The organism is Dyadobacter ginsengisoli DSM 21015 (genome assembly GCF_059568735.1).
Window position 1 is genome coordinate 181,429 of sequence record NZ_JCANTY010000011.1, and the last position, 19,056, is coordinate 200,484.

At 49.3% G+C, this 19,056-nt stretch carries 15 protein-coding genes; 11 read left to right on the forward strand and 4 right to left on the reverse strand.

What is annotated here, in order from left to right; translation table 11 throughout:
• The first annotated feature begins 63 nt into the window (after positions 1-63).
• The 7 genes from BP71_RS33090 (at position 64) to BP71_RS33120 (ending at position 12,698) form a co-directional block, all read left to right on the forward strand.
• Positions 64-1,050 carry a FecR family protein gene (locus BP71_RS33090; RefSeq protein WP_496385934.1) on the forward strand — a complete coding sequence of 329 codons (987 nt, stop codon included), beginning with the start codon at positions 64-66 and terminating at the stop codon, positions 1,048-1,050.
• Positions 1,051-1,141: 91 nt separating this feature from the next.
• Positions 1,142-4,669, forward strand: a complete 3,528-nt coding sequence (locus BP71_RS33095; RefSeq protein WP_496385935.1) for a SusC/RagA family TonB-linked outer membrane protein — start codon at positions 1,142-1,144, stop codon at positions 4,667-4,669.
• A 25-nt stretch (positions 4,670-4,694) separates the two neighbouring features.
• Entirely contained in the window at positions 4,695-6,371 is a 1,677-nt protein-coding gene (locus BP71_RS33100) for a RagB/SusD family nutrient uptake outer membrane protein (RefSeq protein WP_496385937.1), read from the forward strand.
• Between the two features lie 22 nt (positions 6,372-6,393).
• Positions 6,394-8,295: a hypothetical protein gene (locus BP71_RS33105; protein ID WP_496385938.1), complete on the forward strand. Its 1,902-nt coding sequence runs from the start codon at positions 6,394-6,396 to the stop codon at positions 8,293-8,295.
• A 5-nt stretch (positions 8,296-8,300) separates the two neighbouring features.
• Positions 8,301-10,211 carry a hypothetical protein gene (locus BP71_RS33110; protein ID WP_496385939.1) on the forward strand — a complete coding sequence of 637 codons (1,911 nt, stop codon included), beginning with the start codon at positions 8,301-8,303 and terminating at the stop codon, positions 10,209-10,211.
• Positions 10,208-11,410: an alginate lyase family protein gene (locus BP71_RS33115; protein ID WP_496385940.1), complete on the forward strand. Its 1,203-nt coding sequence runs from the start codon at positions 10,208-10,210 to the stop codon at positions 11,408-11,410. The genes BP71_RS33110 and BP71_RS33115 overlap by 4 nt, the downstream gene beginning before the upstream one ends.
• Positions 11,411-11,432: 22 nt before the next feature.
• Positions 11,433-12,698, forward strand: a complete 1,266-nt coding sequence (locus tag BP71_RS33120; RefSeq protein WP_496385941.1) for a polysaccharide pyruvyl transferase family protein — start codon at positions 11,433-11,435, stop codon at positions 12,696-12,698.
• Positions 12,699-12,963: 265 nt separating this feature from the next.
• Here BP71_RS33120 and BP71_RS33125 read toward each other — a convergent pair whose 3' ends face one another.
• The 4 genes from BP71_RS33125 to BP71_RS33140 all read right to left on the reverse strand — a co-directional run bounded on the left by BP71_RS33125 (position 12,964) and on the right by BP71_RS33140 (position 15,377).
• The gene (locus tag BP71_RS33125; RefSeq protein ID WP_496385942.1) at positions 12,964-13,314 is read right to left on the reverse strand and encodes an OmpA family protein; all 351 of its coding nucleotides are present in this window, start codon (positions 13,312-13,314) and stop codon (positions 12,964-12,966) included.
• Positions 13,307-14,053 carry a hypothetical protein gene (locus BP71_RS33130; protein ID WP_496385943.1) on the reverse strand — a complete coding sequence of 249 codons (747 nt, stop codon included), beginning with the start codon at positions 14,051-14,053 and terminating at the stop codon, positions 13,307-13,309. The genes BP71_RS33125 and BP71_RS33130 overlap by 8 nt, the downstream gene beginning before the upstream one ends.
• Before the next feature lie 112 nt (positions 14,054-14,165).
• On the reverse strand, positions 14,166-14,603 hold the full coding sequence (locus tag BP71_RS33135; RefSeq protein WP_496385944.1) for a nuclear transport factor 2 family protein: 438 nt from the start codon (positions 14,601-14,603) through the stop codon (positions 14,166-14,168).
• A gap of 258 nt (positions 14,604-14,861) precedes the next feature.
• Positions 14,862-15,377, reverse strand: coding sequence for a hypothetical protein (locus tag BP71_RS33140; protein ID WP_496385945.1), 516 nt, complete (start codon positions 15,375-15,377; stop codon positions 14,862-14,864).
• A 101-nt stretch (positions 15,378-15,478) separates the two neighbouring features.
• Here BP71_RS33140 and BP71_RS33145 point away from each other — a divergent pair, with 101 nt between their 5' ends.
• The 4 genes from BP71_RS33145 (at position 15,479) to BP71_RS33160 (ending at position 18,821) form a co-directional block, all read left to right on the forward strand.
• A complete protein-coding gene (locus BP71_RS33145) occupies positions 15,479-15,883 on the forward strand; it encodes a winged helix-turn-helix transcriptional regulator (RefSeq protein ID WP_496385947.1) in 405 nt (134 codons plus the stop codon).
• Positions 15,884-16,241: 358 nt separating this feature from the next.
• Complete coding sequence (locus BP71_RS33150; protein WP_496385949.1) at positions 16,242-17,063, forward strand: helix-turn-helix domain-containing protein; 822 nt, start codon at positions 16,242-16,244, stop codon at positions 17,061-17,063.
• A gap of 104 nt (positions 17,064-17,167) precedes the next feature.
• Complete coding sequence (locus tag BP71_RS33155) at positions 17,168-17,752, forward strand: sugar O-acetyltransferase (protein ID WP_496385950.1); 585 nt, start codon at positions 17,168-17,170, stop codon at positions 17,750-17,752.
• Position 17,753: 1 nt separating this feature from the next.
• On the forward strand, positions 17,754-18,821 hold the full coding sequence (locus tag BP71_RS33160) for an alpha/beta hydrolase (protein ID WP_496385951.1): 1,068 nt from the start codon (positions 17,754-17,756) through the stop codon (positions 18,819-18,821).
• Positions 18,822-19,056: the final 235 nt, after the last annotated feature.

Genomic DNA, 19,056 nt, shown 5'->3' on the forward strand with positions numbered 1-19,056 from the left:
AAAGGGATTTTCTTACTCTATTCAGTAAGAGTAGGGAAATACCATTAACGTCAGTCATACCCTATGGACTACCGTACATTCGACGTTCAGGATTTTCTAGCCGATGAACATTTTACCCGCTGGGTACTAAAACCCGATGCCGAACATGAATTTTTCTGGACAAACTGGATCAGGCTCAATCCCGACAGAAGGGAGATCGTTGAGCAGGCCCGGCAGATCATCGAAAACATTGATTTTACAGAAACCTGGACCGATGCAGAACGAAGCGATATGTGGAATTATATTCAGGCCAAAACGGTCGTACCGGCTTTTGGAAAGGCATTCTATTGGCCAAGATTACCCTATGCGGCGGTCTTTGCCATGCTGATACTGGCCGCGGGCGGGGTTTATCTGAACCAACTCCCCGAAAAGTTTCGCACGCCTTACGGAAAACAGCTGCACCTGACGCTGCCCGACGGCAGCCGGGTTACGCTCAATGCCAACTCCGAGATCTCTTTCCACCGCAATTTCGAAAAGAGGAAGGGGCGGGAGGTCTGGATAAAAGGAGAGGCTTTCTTCAATGTTCTGAAGGTGGTTGAAACAGGTAGAAAAGTCCCGTTCACAGTACATACCGACCAGCTCGACATTGAGGTGCTCGGCACTGCCTTCAACATTACCAATCGCCGGGGACGAGTGGATGTAGCATTGGAACACGGCTCGGTAAAACTAACCGATGCCCACAACGCAGCCAACACGCTCCTGCTCAAACCCGGGGAAATGGCTACGCAGACCGCGACCGCCGCACCTCTTAGAAAAGAAACTGTCAATGTGAATGAATATTCACGCTGGCGCGAAAAAACATTTCATTACAAAGGCAAAAAGCTGAAAGAACTGGCCGAAATAATCGGCGACTCCTATGGCCTGGAGATCATCATTGAAAATGAGGCATTGAAAGAAGAAACATTCACGGGCTGGTTTCCGACCGACTCGGTGGAGACATTTTTTGAAAAACTGGAAAAGCTATATCCTATGGCGATCGAAAGGAAGGAAAACAAATATTACATGCGATAAATATACCCCGCCCAACTGCGACCACTAATCTTGGCGGATGGGTCTCGTCGGGCGGGTTTAACTATTAATCAATCCTAAATTAAAAAAAACTATGTCAAAAAAGCTACGAGACATGACGTTTTGGGCGTTTACCGTGCTGGTGTTCACTCCTCCCGAACCAGGTTTCTCCCAAGCGGTGGCTTCGAACAAAGACATTCCCAGGGCCGTGCAGCTACCACAGGCTGCCAACCGGGTCTCCCTTCGCGAAGCACTTGACGCACTGAGCAAAAAGCACGGGATCATTTTCGAGTTCAACGACAACCTGATCAAAAATAAGTCTGTGGATCCGGAGCTGCTGAAAAATTCGGAAAAAATTGAAAAAACATTGACGCGTATACTTGAACCGTTATCCATCCGGTTCGAGCGTCACGGACAGAATTCATACCTGATCTTCGCCCTTTCAAAATCCAAAACGAGTACCGCACCCAATGAAGGCGATGGGGCTTCCAATCAGCAGAAAGCCAATCCGGGCCCATCCGGGGAAGATGCCCCCGCCTCTGCCCAATCATCCAGCGTAAAAGCCGGCGAAGCGGCCGAAACAGAAATAAAAGGAATTGTCACGGGCATAGACGGAGAAGGAATTCCAGGAGTTAGTGTGATCGTCGAGGGAACTACCCGCGGCGCGCTTACCGATGCAAAAGGCACCTACCGGATCGGCGTGCCGGAAGGCGAGGCCAGGTTGCTGTTCTCGTTTGTGGGTTACCTCACCCAGCGGATCGCAGTGGGCAACCAAACCGTGATCGATGTCATTCTGAAGGAGGATACCAAGGCGCTTGACGAAGTAGTGGTGGTAGGCTATGGTACGATCAACAAGAGTGACCTTACCGGCTCAGTAGCCAAAATCAATGCGGAAGGCGTGGACGAACGCCCGATTGCCTCTGTTGAACAGTTTCTTCAGGGGCAAGTCTCCGGTGTGCAGATCACCCAGAATACGGGAGCCCCGGGCAGCGGCATATCTTTCAATATTCGCGGAGCTACCTCAGTGAGCGGTTCCAACCAGCCCCTGGTGGTGATTGACGGCTATCCAGTCGACTCTGACAATGGCAATGTAAAGATGTCCGACGGCAGCCAGTCGGGATACCTGAGCCAGCTTCCGGCGGACAATGCCCTGGCAAACCTGAACCCCGGCGATATCGAATCCATCGAGATATTGAAAGATGCCTCGGCCACCGCCATTTATGGCTCCAGGGCCTCCAACGGCGTGGTGCTTATCACAACGAAAAGAGGCAGGCCGGGCGCCGACCGGATATCATACAGTTTCCGTTACGACATCAGTGCGCTGCCCAAAAAAATTGGCGTGCTCAACACCGCCGAGTATCTGCAATATTCCAATGAGGCTTATCTCAATAATGGCCAGGACTCAATCTATACCGCCATGCAGATCGCCAACCTGAGCCGGGTAAACACCAACTGGCAGGATCTGATCTACCGGCAGGCACGTACACAAAACCATCAGCTCAACATTTCCGGGGGGCTGGACAAAATGCGGTACTCGGTGAGTTTTGGATATCTTTCGCAAGGTGGTATTGTTAAAAATTCCAATTATGACAGAGGTTCCCTGCGAATCAATCTGGACCGGCAGTTCGGGAACAAGTTCAAATTCGGGGTCAACATGAGCGGAACGCTGAGCAAGAACCGGGCGGCCATGCAGTCGTCGAACATCAGCGATGCTTCTATGTCGGTGGTCCGTGGGGCACTCACCTCCCGCCCGTTCGACTCGCCTTTCAGTGCCGAAGATGAACTGGAGATCGATCAGACACAGGTGGGCAACCCGCTGACGCTCGTGAACCTTGCCGACGACCAGAACAGGATGACCACTGCCCTGGCTAACCTTTTCGGCGAGTATACCATCAGCAAAGGACTTACTTTGAGGGTCAACGGCGGTGTCAATGTGAGTTCGACCCAACGGGATTTTTATCACCCCCGCGGAACCAGCCTCGGAAATCTCGAAGGCGGCTACGCCTACAGGGGACATATCAATTCATTCAATTACCTGACCGAATATACGCTCAACTATGCCAAGGTGATCGGCGGCAAGCATAGTATCAACGCAGTGGGCGGATACACCTGGCAGCAGTGGAACCGGCGGAGCTTCGGTATCAATGCGCTCAACTTCCCCAATGACAACCTACTTTACTACGATCTGGGCAGTGCCACATCCATTACCAATCCCTCAACCAGTACCACGGAATGGGCACTGGCTTCGTTCCTGGGCCGCCTGAATTATAGTTTTGATAAAAAATACCTCATCACTTTTACGGGCCGGTCCGACGGCTCGACCCGCCTGGCAGAGGGCAATAAGTGGGCATTTTTCCCCTCGGTGGCCCTGGGCTGGAATGTTCACAATGAAAATTTCCTCAAAGCCGTCGATGCCATTTCTGAATTAAAGGTCCGCGCGAGCTACGGGCTTTCGGGCAACCAGGCAGTGGGCGTTGGTTCCACCAAAGCCATGCTCGGATCGACCGGCAGTGTCGCTAATCAAAGCATCCAGATCGGTTACGTACTTGCCAATCTGCCGAACAGCACCCTGCATTGGGAAACCACCCGGCAAACCAATGTGGGAGCCGATATCTCTTTGTTTGGCAACCGGTTTTCACTGGGTTTTGATTATTACAAAAAACGCACACACGATCTGCTGATCAGCCTGACCATCCCGCCATCTAACGGCTTTTCTTCATACAGTACTAACCAGGGCGTTATCCAGAACCAGGGTGTGGAATTCGACGTGAAAGCGCGTGCACTGACGGGCGCATTTTCATGGGATATTTCCGGAAACATTTCAAGGAACAGAAACAAGGTTATCAGCCTGGGTGAAGGGCTCACTTCCTTCGTCGGACCGACCTTTGGGGCAATATCCAGCCAGTCGCTGACCATTGCCAAAGTGGGTAGCCCGATCGGGGCATTTTACGGATACCGGATCGGGGGAGTTTATCAGAACTCAGCCCAGGTCGATGCCGGTCCGACGGATTCTTATACAAGAAAGCCGGGCTCGTTAATCTTCAGAGATATCAACGGCCCCGAAGGACGTCCCGATGGTGTTATCTCGGCTGACGACCGGGAGGTCATCGGCAGCCCCTACCCCGACTTCATATTCGGCCTCACCAATACTTTCGAGTGGAAAGGGCTTTCGCTCAATGTGTTTTTTCAGGGAAGCATCGGCCAGGATGTGATCAACGCCAATCGCCACGCAATGGATGCATTGAACCGCGGATCTGCGTCCAATGTCCGCCAGGAAGCGTGGGACAACCGCTGGCAGGGCGATGGTACCAGCAATGTTTATCCCAGACCTGATATGATAGATCCTTTTCAAAGCAGGTTCACCGACTTTATCGTAGAGGACGCATCATTTGTCCGCCTGAAAAACGTCACCCTGGCCTACACCCTGCCCCGCAAAAGGTTACGCGTGTTCAAAACCGCAAAGCTCTTTGTTTCCGGCGGCAACCTGCTTACCTGGACAGATTACAAGGGCTACGACCCCGAGATCAACAGCAAAGGCGACAATTCTATGTTATCGGGGATCGACAATGGCAGTATCCCCCAGTACAAAACCTATTCTTTTGGAATCAATGCCGGTTTCTGATATCCGGCAACAAACGATAATTGGTATGAAAATGAAGTTCAAAACCATATTCAGCGCTATCCTTTTCTGCTTTGGCATTTCCAGCTGCGGCCTGGATGAGCAAATCTATTCATCAGCGATCGCCGAAACTTTTGTAAAATCGGAACAGGATGTATTGGCGCTGGTCAACGGGGCCTATTCCCTTCTGCCCACGTTCGATTGTTTCAAGTCGAACCTTACTTACAGCATTATGTTCGGCAGCGACGACGTAGCCTCCACCAGCGCTACGCACCGCGCATTCAACGAGCGGACCGTGTCTGCGTCGAACGGGTATTTTATCACACCCTGGAGAAGTTTTTACCGGGTGATCAACCATGCCAATGCGGTGATCGAGACTGTGCAGAAAAGCGGCGTGGGTTCCGAGGCATTCCGGGCGCGGGTCAACGGAGAGATGCGTTTTCTAAGGGCTTTGTCCTACTTCTACCTGGTCAGGATGCACGGAGGTGTGCCGATCCACACCGCTTCCGTTACAGGCACGTCGGATTTTTACCCCAAAAGAAACACCCTCGACGAAGTGTACGAACTGCTTCTGGAAGACTTCGGGCATGCGAACACCACCCTGCTGCCTTACAGCAAGCAGGCTGCGGCGGAGTCCGGCCATGCTACCAAAGGCGCCGCTCAGGCCATGCTGGCCCTGGCACACCTTACCTATGCCAATCACCACGATTTGTCGGGAAAAGCAGATCTGGCGCGGGCCAACTTCCAGCTTGCCAGAAGTTATGCCGACAGCGTAATCAGCTCAAACCAGTACACCCTGGTGGGTAACTACGCTAGTCTGTTTGATGTCGCGCAAGAGAAAAACGCCTACCAGGAGGTGATCTTCGCAATTCAGTTTACCCGTGATGCGACGGCCGCCAGTGCCAGTTCAAGAGGCTCCGAACTTGCCTATTACACTCAGCCTTCTGCGCGGTACAATATATGCGGGAATGTTACAAATGGTGCGGGAGCGGGCACGGCACGGGTGCAGCCCTGGTTTTACGACTTGTACAGTACCGGGGAATATGCCGGTGATTACCGCACTGAGGTGTCTTTTGTGACACGCTTTCAGAATCAGAACCTGACCACCCAGAGGATCACCTATCCTGAAAAAAGGAACGCCACAGAAACAACGGAGCAGTTCCCCTATCTGAACAAATACATAGACCCCAGCGGATATCAGGCTCGGAACAATGAAAATGATTTTTTTGTGATCCGGCTGTCTGAGGTGTTTTTGATCAAAGCTGAGGCCGAAAATGAGATCAACGGCCCCACCCCCGAGGCCTATGCAGCATTCAACAAGCTACGCGAAAGAGCTCGGCAGGCAAATGGCACCGTCCGCACTTTACCTGCCGATCTGAAGACGGGCCTAACCAAACCCCAGTTCAGGCTGAAAATTTTCGAGGAACGCGGATTGGAGCTCGTCGGCGAAGGTCACCGCTGGTTCGATTCGGTCCGGATGAGATACCTCGATACCGGAAAAACAATGATCCAATACCGTTACGAAGACTTTTATCCGGCCATGACTAAAACAGCACCCGTCTTCAATGCGTCCACCAACACTTGGGGCGGCGGACGCGTGCAGCCGGCAAATGTCGTGGCCTGGACACCCCGTTTCCTCATCTGGCCTATACCCAGTTCGGAAATCGACGCAAACCCGAATATGGGCCAGAATGCAGGTTGGTGAGTAAATTGATATTCCTGAACCTATGAAAAAAATATTGCTGATGGTATGCCTTTGTTCGGGCGCAATGGCACAGACTGCCGAAGAGGACTACACTACCCCCGTAGTGACGGTAGCGCCTCTTGACATGACCCGTGTGGACCAGATCGCGGCCATGCTGCCCGATGTGCCGCGCGGGTTTGGAGAACCTTACCAGAACCGTCAGACGTGGGAGCAACTCGCACGAAGCGGACGTTTTAATAAAGTGCTCAGGGAGGCGAATGCGTATCTCGGCAAACCTTTCCCTGCTTTCGACGAAGCCACCTACATGCGCATGTTCACCCACGGCGACTCGCAGGCCGGGAAAGATCTTCTCGGCGAACGTCTGCGCTGGCTGATCAAGCTGACCTGGGCCGAATGCCTGGAAAACAAGGGTGTTTATGTCCCTAAAATTGAGGAGGTGCTTGCGGGTATTTTGGAACAAAAAACCTGGGTCAATCCAAGGAATTATCTGAAAAAAAACCACCAGAGTCTGGTGGAACTGGCCTGTGCCCAGTACGCGCAGAACATCGCGCAGGCGATGTATTTACTGAACGACAAGCTGAGCGCAAAAACCCGGGAAAAGATCGCCGAAACGATCCAAAAACGAATGTTTGAGCCGATTCTGGCAACTCTTGAAGGTAAAAACGCAGATCATGGCTGGCTGAAAAGCACCAACAACTGGAATGCCGTATGCCTTTCGGGTATCGCCGGTACAGCGCTGACCATCCTGCCCGACAAAAAAGAACGAGCCAAGTTCCTTACCATTGCCGAACGCTACCAGCAGAATTTTGTCGCGGGATTTCTGAGCGACGGATACTGCACAGAAGGGATCAGCTATTACAATTACGGCTTCGGGAGATTTATTACTTTACGCGAGATCGCCTATCAGGCCACCAGAGGGCAGATCGATCTTTTTGCTAATCCCAAAATGGCCAGGATCGCAGCTTTTCCGGTCAATTCGGAGATCATGAATGATACTTACCCTGCGATCGCCGACTGCAAGGCAGGCTCGAAACCATCCCGGAACATCGTCTGGTATGCTACCAGAAACCTTGGCCTCGATGCCGACGGGTACGATCAGATCAAATCCGAACCTACCACCATTGATCTGGTAGCCGACGTGATGTATGAATTCCCGAATACGGCATCTGCAAAATCGTCAGGTAATAAAACTGCTGAAAGCGGTAGCCGCTTGCGTTCCTATTTTGATGCGGCCGGCATCCTCACGGTCAGGCCGGGGGAAAAAGTTCCTCACGGGCTGGGGGCGGTTTTCAAAGGCGGGCGCAATAACGAGCACCATAATCACAATGACGTGGGCTCCTATACCATCGCCTGCGGCACCGAAATCATGATGGGCGACCCTGGCGCCATTCCTTACACAGCCAAAACTTTTAGCGACCAGCGGTATACTTACAAGTCACTTGCTTCTTATGGTCATCCGGTACCGCTGCCAGCAGAAACACAGCAGCGTACCGGCAAAGTGGCACATGCTCAAATCATTTCAACGAAGTTCTCCAATGAAAAAGATGTGATGGTCATGGACCTGACTTCTGCCTACGGAGTGCCCGCACTCCAATCGCTTAAACGCGAATTTTTCTATACCCGCGGGAAAAATAACCAGCTAACTGTGACCGACAATGTGGTTTTCGATACGCCCCAGCGTTTTGAAACGCCCGTAATTACCCGGAGCAAGTGGCAAAAAAACAGAAAAAACGGTATTCTGTTGACCAGTGGGGCCGAGAATGTCCAGATTACTATTGACACAAAGGGACTTCCTTTCGATATACAAAACGAAGAGATCAGCGAAGAAAAAGGGGAACCGTACACGCGGCTGGCAGTGCGGCTCAAATCCCCGGTCAAAACGGCCACGATATCCGTTCAATATTCACCGGTCGTCAACCCATGAAAAATATGTTATTCAGATTAAAATTCAAATGCACCTGCTGGCTCACTGCCGTGGCTTTTTTGGCAATAGCCGGGGTTTGCTTCGCACAACATCAGGCAATTCCCCTGCACCCGGTCGATCAGAAGCGCGTGACGGAAATTGCCGCCAAGCTGACTGACCAACCCTCGGGATTCGGGGAACCGGCAAAGAACCGGCAGACCTGGGACAAACTACGCCAATCGGGCGGATATGATGCATTTTTGAAAGAAATGGAAACATTCGCATTCCCCGAATTCAGTAAGTCCGACTACTTTTCCCTTTCCGACGGCACCGCATCTTCGTCCGGCAAAGGCCTTACCATGATGCGGAACCGAGCGAAAGGATTGGCAATGGTCACGATCGCGGAATGTCTGGAATACAAAGGAAAATATCTTAAACAAACAGAAGCAGGTCTGCGCGACATCATCCGGCAAAAATCCTGGGTTTCGCCGCGTATCGATTATGACTTTATCAACTACAATGGCAAACAGTACACAATCGATCTCACCTCCGCTTTGTATGCTCACACCATCGCCCAAACCTTGTTTTTGCTGGGCGACAAACTGGATCCCGAACTCCGCAAAGAGGCAGCACAGGCATTATATGTGCGGGTTTTTGACCCATTAAAAAGGATCTTCGAAAAGCAGGATATCCAGTACCACAGCTGGCTGGTGGGTACCAACAACTGGAATGCGGTATGTCTTTCGGGAGTAATAGGCGCCGCACTGACCGTGATCCCGGACAAAAAAGAGCGTGCATTGTACGCCTGGATCGGCGAGGAATACTCGAAAAATACGTTGGCCGGTTTTGGGGATGATGGTTATTGCTCCGAGGGCGTGACCTATTTCAATTACGGATTTGGGCATTATGCGATGCTCCGCGAAAACTTATGGCAGGCCACCCGGGGGCAGATCGATCTTTTCAATATCCCGAAAGTTCGTGAGATCGCACAATACATTCCCCGGCTGGAAGTCATCAATGGTGTTTTTCCGGCTATTTCGGATAGCAAAACCGGGAGCGCTCCCGATTCGAGCCTGATGAACTATCTCAGCCGCAGCCTGAACTTGGGACTGTCCGCCTACGAGCATATCAACCTCACCGGCCGGGTGAATAACAACCGTATGGACATTTTTATGGTTTTCCCCAATTCGATCGGTGCCAGAAATGCGGTTAAAAAAGAGCTTATTAAAAAAAAGCACCCGCTCCGTTCTTTTTTTGACAAATCGGGTATACTGGTGGTGCGGCCACAATCGGAACATACGTTGGCGGCCGTGCTGAAAGGTGGCAACAATGCCGAGCACCATAACCACAATGATGTAGGCTCTTACTCGGTTGTTCTGGGGAAAGAGATTATGGCGGGCGACCCGGGCAGCATTCCTTACACCGCTAATATTTTCCAGGCCGAGTTCCGGTATACTTACAAGTCGATCGCATCCTACGGTCACCCTGTGCCGCTGGTGGCGAGGCAGCAGCAAAAGGTGGGCCCCGAGGCACAGGCGAAAGTAGTGCGTTCGGAGTTCAGCGAGCGGCAGGATAAGCTGGTACTGGATCTGGCTTCTGCCTACGACGTTCCTGCCCTTTCAAAACTCGAAAGACATTTTATTTACAACCGCTCTTCACCAGGCGCGCTGACGGTGGAAGATGTTTTTGAATTTTCACAGCCTGAAGATTTCCAGACGGCTTGCATTACACGTGCCAAAGTCACACATGTTTCGCCCGGAAAATGGCTGCTCGCACTCGGCGGAAGCCAGGTTACACTTACCGTTGATTCCGGCGGGCTGAAATACGATGCCACGCAGGAGGAAATCAGCGAAGGCGGTACGCCTTACACGCGCCTGGCCATTGTTTTAAAAGAAAAAAATAAAGGAGGGAAGGTCACGCTCACTTACCAACCATGAAAACACTGACGATACTGCGGATCGCACTGCTCTGTTTTACAACATTAAAAACAGTGGCTCAGAAACCCGAGACACCCCTGGTTTCCATTGATTTTGAAGCCTTGAAAACGGTGCGCGACAAAGGCGCCGACATTGAAATTCCACGAAAAAAGCTGATCGACAACGCGAATAGGATCCTGAACGAAAAACCGCTTAAAGTAGTGGACGGCGACACGCCACCTTCGGGCAATCCCCATGATTTTTACGCGATCGGAAAGCTTGCATTCCCAAACCCCAACACACCGAATGGTCTGCCCTACATCCGCAAAGACGGCGTCACCAACCCGGAAGCCGATGGAGACCGGTATGACCTGCACCGGTATAATACTACGCTATCCCGGGTGAATGTCCTGTCGCTAGCCTGGTTTTATACACAGGATGAGAAGTATGCAAAAAAAGCGGCTGAACTTCTGCGGGTGTGGTTTCTCGACCCCGACACCCGGATGAACCCCAACCTGAACAATGCTTCGGCGCTGCCCGGTGTATACGACGGTATGCCGATCGGCATCATTTTCAGCGTGGCGCTTATCCGGATGGTGGACCACGTCAAGATACTGGCGCTGTCAAAAAGCTGGTCGCCCGACGACAATAATGCATTGAAAAAATGGTTTGCCGGTTATCGCGACTGGTTACTCGAAAGCGACCTGGGTAAAGTGGAAGCAAAGGCAGGTAACAATCACGGCAGCTGGTATGCTGCCCAGGTAGCCGCATTCTCCATTTATAACGGCGAGTTAGAGCAGTCCAAACCGATGATCGAGCTGGCTAAAAAACAGATCGCCCAGCAAATGCAGCCTGACGGCAGCATGCCCCGCGAATACAAGCGCGAACGCTCACTGCACTACTCGATTTATGGCTTGCAGGCGTTCACCTATCTGGCCCGCTGCGCAGATTTGATCGGCGAAGATCTGTGGAATTTCCAGAGCACGGACGAAAAAAGCCTCCGGATCGCCTTTTCATTTTTGTATCCTTATGTAACTTATGCGAAGGAATGGCCGTGGAAGAACATCGCAAAGGGGCAGCCACTGGGCCGTGGCCCGCTCGAAATCTACCAATTGGCCGCAAGGGCTTTGCCCGGTACCGAATTCGCCCGCGTAAATCCATCACTCTGGAAAGAAGTGCCGGCACATTCAAGCGACTACCTGTACTGGCCGCGACCCTAATCCAAAACTCACCAATGCAATGATGAATCGACGAAAATTTCTAAAAGATACGCCCCTGCTGATGGGCCTGGTGCTGGGCGCACTGGAAAGTGCCTCCGCCGCTAAGGCCAAAGTGATTATCCTCCGCTCTTCCTGGCAAACGGTCAATATCGGGGACATAGGTCATACTCCCGGCGTGCTGACCCTTTTGGAAAAATATATCCCGCAGGCCGAAGTACGGCTATGGCCATCGGATGTGGGTGACGGCGTGGAAGAAATGCTGGTCAAAAGATTTCCCAACGTAAAAATCCTTAAAACAGAACAAGACCGGCAGAAAGCCCTGAAAGAAGGTGATTTTATGCTACACGGATCGGGTCCCTCGCTGGTGGCCCGTAATGACCTACACTTGTGGCAGAAGGAAACCGGCAAACCTTACGGTATTTATGGCATTACATTTCCCGGCAGTTATGTATTTCAGGATCAAGCCGCGAAGTTTGCCCCGCTGGACATTAAGATCATGAACCAGGCGCGGTTCTGCTATTTCCGCGACTCGGTTTCCTATGATTTTGCCAAAGCCAACGGACTGACCTGCAAGGTGACCGGATTCTCACCTGACGGTGCTTTCGCGGTAGACCTGCGCAACGATACCCCTGCGATCGCATTTTTAAAAGAACATAATTTGCAGGACGGGGAATTTGTATGCGTGATCCCGCAATACCGTTTCTCACCCTGGTGGGAGCTCAAAAGCAAGAATCGCGCGGTCGATAAAGCCAAGGAAGCTTATAATGACAAAATGAAGGAGCAGGACAACAAACCGATCCGCGAGGCGATTATCGCAGTGGTGCGGCAGACATCTAAAAAAGTCCTGATCGTCCCCGAAAATGAAACGCAGGTGCGGATAGGGAAAGAGATGCTGTACGACCCGCTGCCAGACGATGTAAAGGAGAAAGTGGTGTGGCGCAGCACCTACTGGCTCACCGACGAGGCCATCAGTACCTACATCCGCTCGGCCGGGCTTTTTGGTATTGAAATGCATTCTCCGATCATGTGCGTCGCCAACGGGATACCCGCGATCGTGTGCCGCTTCAAGGAACAAACCAGCAAGGGCTTTATGTGGCAGGATGTGGGACTGGGTGACTGGCTGTTCGACCTGGACACCCCCGACGACGTCGCCCGGATCACACCGGCGGTGCTCGACATGATCCGGAACCCCGCAAAGTCGCAGGCCAAGGTAAAGAAGGCGATGAAAAAGGTCAATGGTATTTTTAAAGAGACAATGGGTGTTTTGAAAAAAGAAGTTTATCGCTGATAACCGTAATCCCTGAAAAACAATTTCACCGGAAGTTTTGTAAAAAAAACCGCATTTACGTTGACTGTCGGTTGTTCCATCTCTGTTTCCGACTGAAATTTACAAGCGTTTTTACAAACAGCAGTTACAAAGGCTAACCAAAAGGCATTAAGTTTTGCGATAGAAATAACATTCAAATATCTGATTATTAATCAATTACAACAACACGGTTAAACACCGGCAAATAGCAATAAAAGGCGGGATCACGACCACGGATCAAGTTAAGTCATTCACTTGTTAAAATAAGTTCAACACGGCGATTTGAATCACATTTGGGTTGGCAAATGGGCTTTGAATCGCCGTATCCGACCGCAACAATTCGATGAGACGGCAATCCTTTTTGTACCAAATAGGATTTTACAGCGCTTGCCCGTGCTTTTGATAAATCTAAATTTTTTATTTTGCTTCCAATCTTGTCTGTATGCCCTTCGAGACGAATCTTAACGGCAGGGTTTGCTGACATGAATTCGTAGAGTTCGTTCAGTTGCATAAATGACTGTTTATTAATTACAGATTTCTGCTCTTCAAAAGTTACATCACTTAGAACAACACCTTTACCCCTTTCAGATTTATTCATTCTTATCAGTTTGCTGAATTGATTCGGTTAAAGTAGGCGTTTCATTTGGCTGAGATTTTTTAGTTCGTTCATCATTTCGATGTGCAACTACATTAGTTTTTTCAGGTGATAGCCTAATTTGAGAATTTTGTTGAAACAGATTTTCCCTCCTGGCCAGCTCTTCTAAAAACTCATCATTCCATTTCCTGTCTGCGTAAAGCTCGTCCTCCATTCTCCTCATTTCCTGAGTTACCTCGGCTACCGTCCTGCCACGTTTGGGGCTCTCCTGATATTTTTTCTTGAAGTCTGCCGCGGTCAAATCAGATATAGCTTTCCCTTTACGTGCTAAAATCAGCTGGCAATCCTGGCAATTATAGCTCTTCAAAACCGCATACAGCTGGCCTTTTTCGATCACTTTTAATGTCCCGTGGCGTCCCATGCACCAGTTGTAGCCGCTTAGATGAGCCGGTTTATACTCTGCAATAACATTCCAGACCGTCATCCGAAATACATCTGCCAGGATCTCCCCATCCAGCAGGCTCTCTACAAATACTTCCCCTCTGGGGCATTTAACAGACCCGGTTACCTGGTTTCCCGTCTGATGAAACTTGGCTTCTACATCCCAGACCTTGGTAAATACGTCACCAGGATGATGCAATTGGCCTACCCACTCGCCCGTAACATCCAGATTGCTTTTTTGAGAATAGCAGTTACCCGTAATTAAGCCGAGAAATGTAATGAGGATAAATAAGTCTTTCATCGAGTAACACGAGATATTTAAATCAGACAGAACTTCTACCACCTGCTTTACGCAAAGCGTGTGACAGCGTACCCCCACCCAAAATGGGACTGCAAAAATTCGGCGGCATTGTTTATGCAAATGCCCTTTCTTCCACTATGACAAAGTAACCAATACGTTCCTTTATCAGCCACTTTCCATTTTGGTGCACGTATTTGTCCTCGTATCTGACACTATAATCGGTGATGTTTCTTTTACCCTCCGGCTCCCTGATCATCTTGATCTGAGAAAAAGAAATACCCGTCGCCATATCTTCCCCGACTTGTACAGTATGCTGTCCGTTCATCGTAAAATAGGTTTTTACAAGTGCCGCGTGCCCGTTGAACTCCTTTTCCAAATCAGCTGTCCCATTCACATTTGCGGCTAAAAACTCGCCCATGTAAGCCTGATAAACAGCATCCTCGGTAAACAAGCGCATCTGTTCTGAGATCCTTCGCTCATCACCTAGGTAAGCGTAAGCGTCGATTAAATCCCTTAATTCATTCTGGATACTCAAAATGTCCTGAGTCATGATAATTTGTTTTTAATAGTTGAAAAATGATGGTCTGCAGTTTCCATTTACCAGACAGCGTCCGCATCGTCGCGCTAATCTGACCAGTCGGTGGACCTAGGTGTTGCAATTTTTGATTTGGCATTTCGAATTGATCTTGCTGCTATTTGTTGATTACTGGCGCTTTCTCATCAGCGTTTTGTCTTCGAGTGACGTTCATTTGTTTGCTTTGAATGAATAATGTAAGGGCATCGAAGTAATGCCGGTGCATGGTTTGAGTTATTGATTCTGGCTAACATTAAAGATCTGGTGCGCCGCCAGATGCTGGGACCGGAACCCCAAATGCGCGTCCAGCTCCGCTAAGTCAACCGATGCGGACGTCAGTGAGAACCCTTTTTGCCTGGCAAGCTGTCGGATAATGCCGATACCAAGGCTCGTCAGTTGATCTTTCCATAAGCTGAATGCAGATGCGTCGGCAACCCTAAGCTTGTAATCGTCTAAAAAAGCCTCCCGATCCTCCGAACGGATATGGCTATACTCTTTTGTGTGGGTGACATAATCTATAAAGTCGGGATAATCAAAGTCCGTTCTTTTTAGAACAAGTATCTGTAAACAACTGGTAGGTTCAGGTGAAATCCCAAAATCTTTCACGTCAGCCTGGGTAACACGAAGCATCGTAAACGGGTAGGCGCCAGTGGAAGGCATAACAGAATAAATGCTCAAAAGCAGCTCATCTATCAACCGGGTCGATTTAGAATTCCAATCTTGATCGAATGTCCAACTTGTTTTTTTCATACTGCTATATTTCACTTTGTTGGAAGCAAAACTATGCTATATTTGATTACATTTTATTACTTGTTACTAATAGGTTACCACGTAACCATTTCGTACTCATTATGAAAAAGGGAAGTACAGGTCAGGCGACCGACAAGGCATTCAGCGAAGAATGTAATGTTGTTTTAAACGCAGTAGCGGACGCGATGTATGCCATTGGCGGTAAATGGAAACTGCGGATCATCATTTCTATCGCGAGGGGAAACAAGAGATTCAGCGAACTGCAGCGGCAAATTGCTGGAATATCGGGCCGGGTCTTGTCGAGTGAATTGAAAGAACTGGAATCCAATGGGCTCCTGGTAAAAAAGGTTTCTGTTGGTTACCCGGTGTTGATCGAATACGAGTTGACCCCGTACAGTCAGACGCTCGAAAAGGTTGTTGAGCACCTTGTCGACTGGGGTAAGCAGCACAAGGAGAAAATTAAAAGAGAGTTCTCGGCAGATAACCCTTCGATGACCCGGCATTAATTGTACATAGCGAAAGCATTGCAACAGCGCGAGCATGACGGCCGCCGTTTCCTCTCGGTTGCCGTGCGGTGTCAGGGCTTAATCAGAGGCTTTCCGAAACAGTGCCTGTTTGCATCAACCTTTTTCGATGATTGCCGCCCCATTCATTCAGTGTTGCCATTACATTTTCCAAGCTTTCTGCATATTTGGCTGCCGGACGAGGTAATCCCCGGCGTCAGCTGCTTTGATGTCGCCATCGCAGAAGGAGAGTTTAACTTTCCGTCGATTGACCTTTTATCCCCTAGCCCATTGTGAGGTTCCATCCGCGATACATGTTTAACTTTGCTATAAATTTGCAGATACTTACCGGGCGATGACAATGGCACATGCAGAAGAATTAAAAACCCTAAGCTACTCAGGAATCTTCCTTTCATGCTTTTCGGATTATAGTGAAAAATGTATCCATGCAACGCCGGAGCATGTTTTGCTGTATTTGTACTCCGGCGAACAGATTATCGAAGACAGGAATAAACGCATAACCATAAACGCCGGGGAGTGTGCCTTTATTCGCCGTGACCACCGCATCACCATGTATAAGAATAGCAAGGGGAACGATTTATACAAGGGCATATCGCTTACGTTTAATCGTACCCTGTTGCGCGAGTTTTATGGCAGGATCAAAAAACACAACCTGCCCCCGGGCATTGCGATCCCGGAAGAAAATGTCTTGGTAGTCAGGCCACGCGCGGACATCATCAGCCTTTTCCAGTCGCTCACACCTTATTTCGAAGAAAACGTCAAGCCGACCGAAGGAGTCACCCATTTGAAATTACAAGAAGGAATATATGCCCTGCTAAACAGTTCAGAGGCATTTTTCCCTATACTGTTCGACTTTACCGAACCGTGGAAGGTGGACATACTGGAGTTTCTCAATAAAAACTATATGGACGACCTTACAATGGAGGAAATAGCTGCTTATACCGGTCGCAGCCTGGCCACATTTAAGCGGGATTTTAAAAAACTAAGCGACCTTACGCCGCAAAAATGGCTAATTAAAAGGCGGCTGGAGGCCGCATATGTGAAACTGAAAGAAGATGGGATGAAAATACATGATGCATGCATGGAGGTAGGCTTTAAAAACCCCTCTCATTTCTCCACAGCCTTTAAGAAACAGTATGGCATTCCACCGAATGAAGTATAGCATGATACCGTAATTGAGCCTCTCAGTAAAGAAGATTGAGCCTGTCCGCAACGTCGCCGAGCGGCATACTTTTTACTTTTGCATTACCAAATAATGAAGAAACAATGCAAAAGGAAGAAAAGAAAACAGACGTTTTCGAGCGTTTGCGTTCAGGCGAAACGATATCCCACGCCGATCCCCAGGCCTACAAGCTGAGAGAAGCTTCTTACGCAACAAATAGGCTTCTTGTTCAGATGAATAACTCGTGTGACCCCTCAGAGGTACGCAATTTACTAGGACAAATCATCGGAGCCTCTCTCGACGAAAGTGTTGCCGTATTCACACCGTTGTACATTAATTATGGAAAGCACACCAAAATTGGGCAAAACGTCTTCATAAATTTTGACTGCACCTTTTTGGATCTGGGAGGCATCACCATCGAGGATAATGTACTGATAGCACCGAAAGTCAGCCTGTTGTCGGAAGGACACCCGGTATCCCCTGAAAACCGGCACTCGCTGACCGTCGGACAGATTCACATCAAGAAAAATGCATGGATTGGAGCTAACGCAACCATTCTCCCAGGGGTAACAATCGGGGAAAATGCAATCGTAGCATCCGGGGCGGTAGTTTCGAATGACGTGCCTGATAACACAATTGTCGGAGGAGTCCCTGCAAAAATCATTAATACAATTCAAAGCGGACTATAAAATGAAAAAGTTGAAAATTTTAATCGCAGTTTCTCTCCTCACATTGGGACATGCTTTCGGACAAACTAAACAACAAGCAGGATCAGAAACGATGGAACAACTATCGCAAAAGGTTTTTACCACTTTTAAAGTAAGTGCGGACGTAGACCTATACAGGGTTACGTTCAGGAACCAATACGAGATGGATGTCGCAGGACACCTATTTATTCCCAGAGATTTTGAGAGAAATAAGAAACATCCGGCAATCATCGTTGGACACCCGATGGGGGCGGTGAAAGAGCAAAGTTCGGACGTTTACGCGTCCAATATGGCGGGACGCGGATTTATAACATTGGCCATAGACTTATCGTTTTGGGGCGAAAGTGACGGTCGGCCTAAAAATTCCGTGCTACCGGACATGTTTTCCGAAAGCTTCAATGCAGCAGTTGACTTCTTAGGTACACGCCCATTTGTCGATAAAGACAAGATCGGAATCATCGGCGTGTGTGGCAGCGGAAGCTTTGTCATAAGTGCCGCGAAAATTGACCCAAGGATGAAGGCCATTGCAACGGTAAGTATGTATGACATGGGGTCAGTAACCCGCAATGGCTATAATAAGTCGCAAACAATTGAGAAGCGCAAAGAAATGATTGCCAAAGCCGCCGAACAGCGTTATGAAGAATTTACAACCGGAAAACAAATATTTAGAAATTATCTGCCTGTTGAACTGCCCGAGGATGCCGACCCTGTTACGGCAATGTACCATAACTTTTACCGGACAGAAAGAGGCATACATATACCGAAAGGCAGAACTTTGGAAACAACTCAAAATCGGACACTGGTTGGGGAAGTGAAATTTTTGAATTTTTATCCGTTCAACGATATAGAAACCATTTCGCCACGCCCGATGCTCTTCATCACCGGTGACCAAGCGCATTCAAAAGAATTTAGTGAAGATGCTTATCAAAGGGCAGCACAACCTAAAGAGCTGTACTACGTCAAGGGTGCCAATCATGTGGATCTGTACGACAAAACCGAAGTTATCCCTTTTCAGAAATTGGAATCGTTTTTTAAAGAACACCTAAAGTAGTCTCGGAAAACTCCGATCTGCACCCGCGCATATTTAGCCTGCTTCTACACTTACACTGAAGTGTGGAAGCAGCATTACATGACCCACATCAAATAAAAGTACCATTGGACGCCAAATCGCCTCATCACATGGCAGGTAAACGAACAAACCAATGTAGCCAGATAATAGCACGACCAATTGCCGGTGTTTTTATATTTTATAGATAACGTCACTCATCAAACAGCTGGCAATGCCA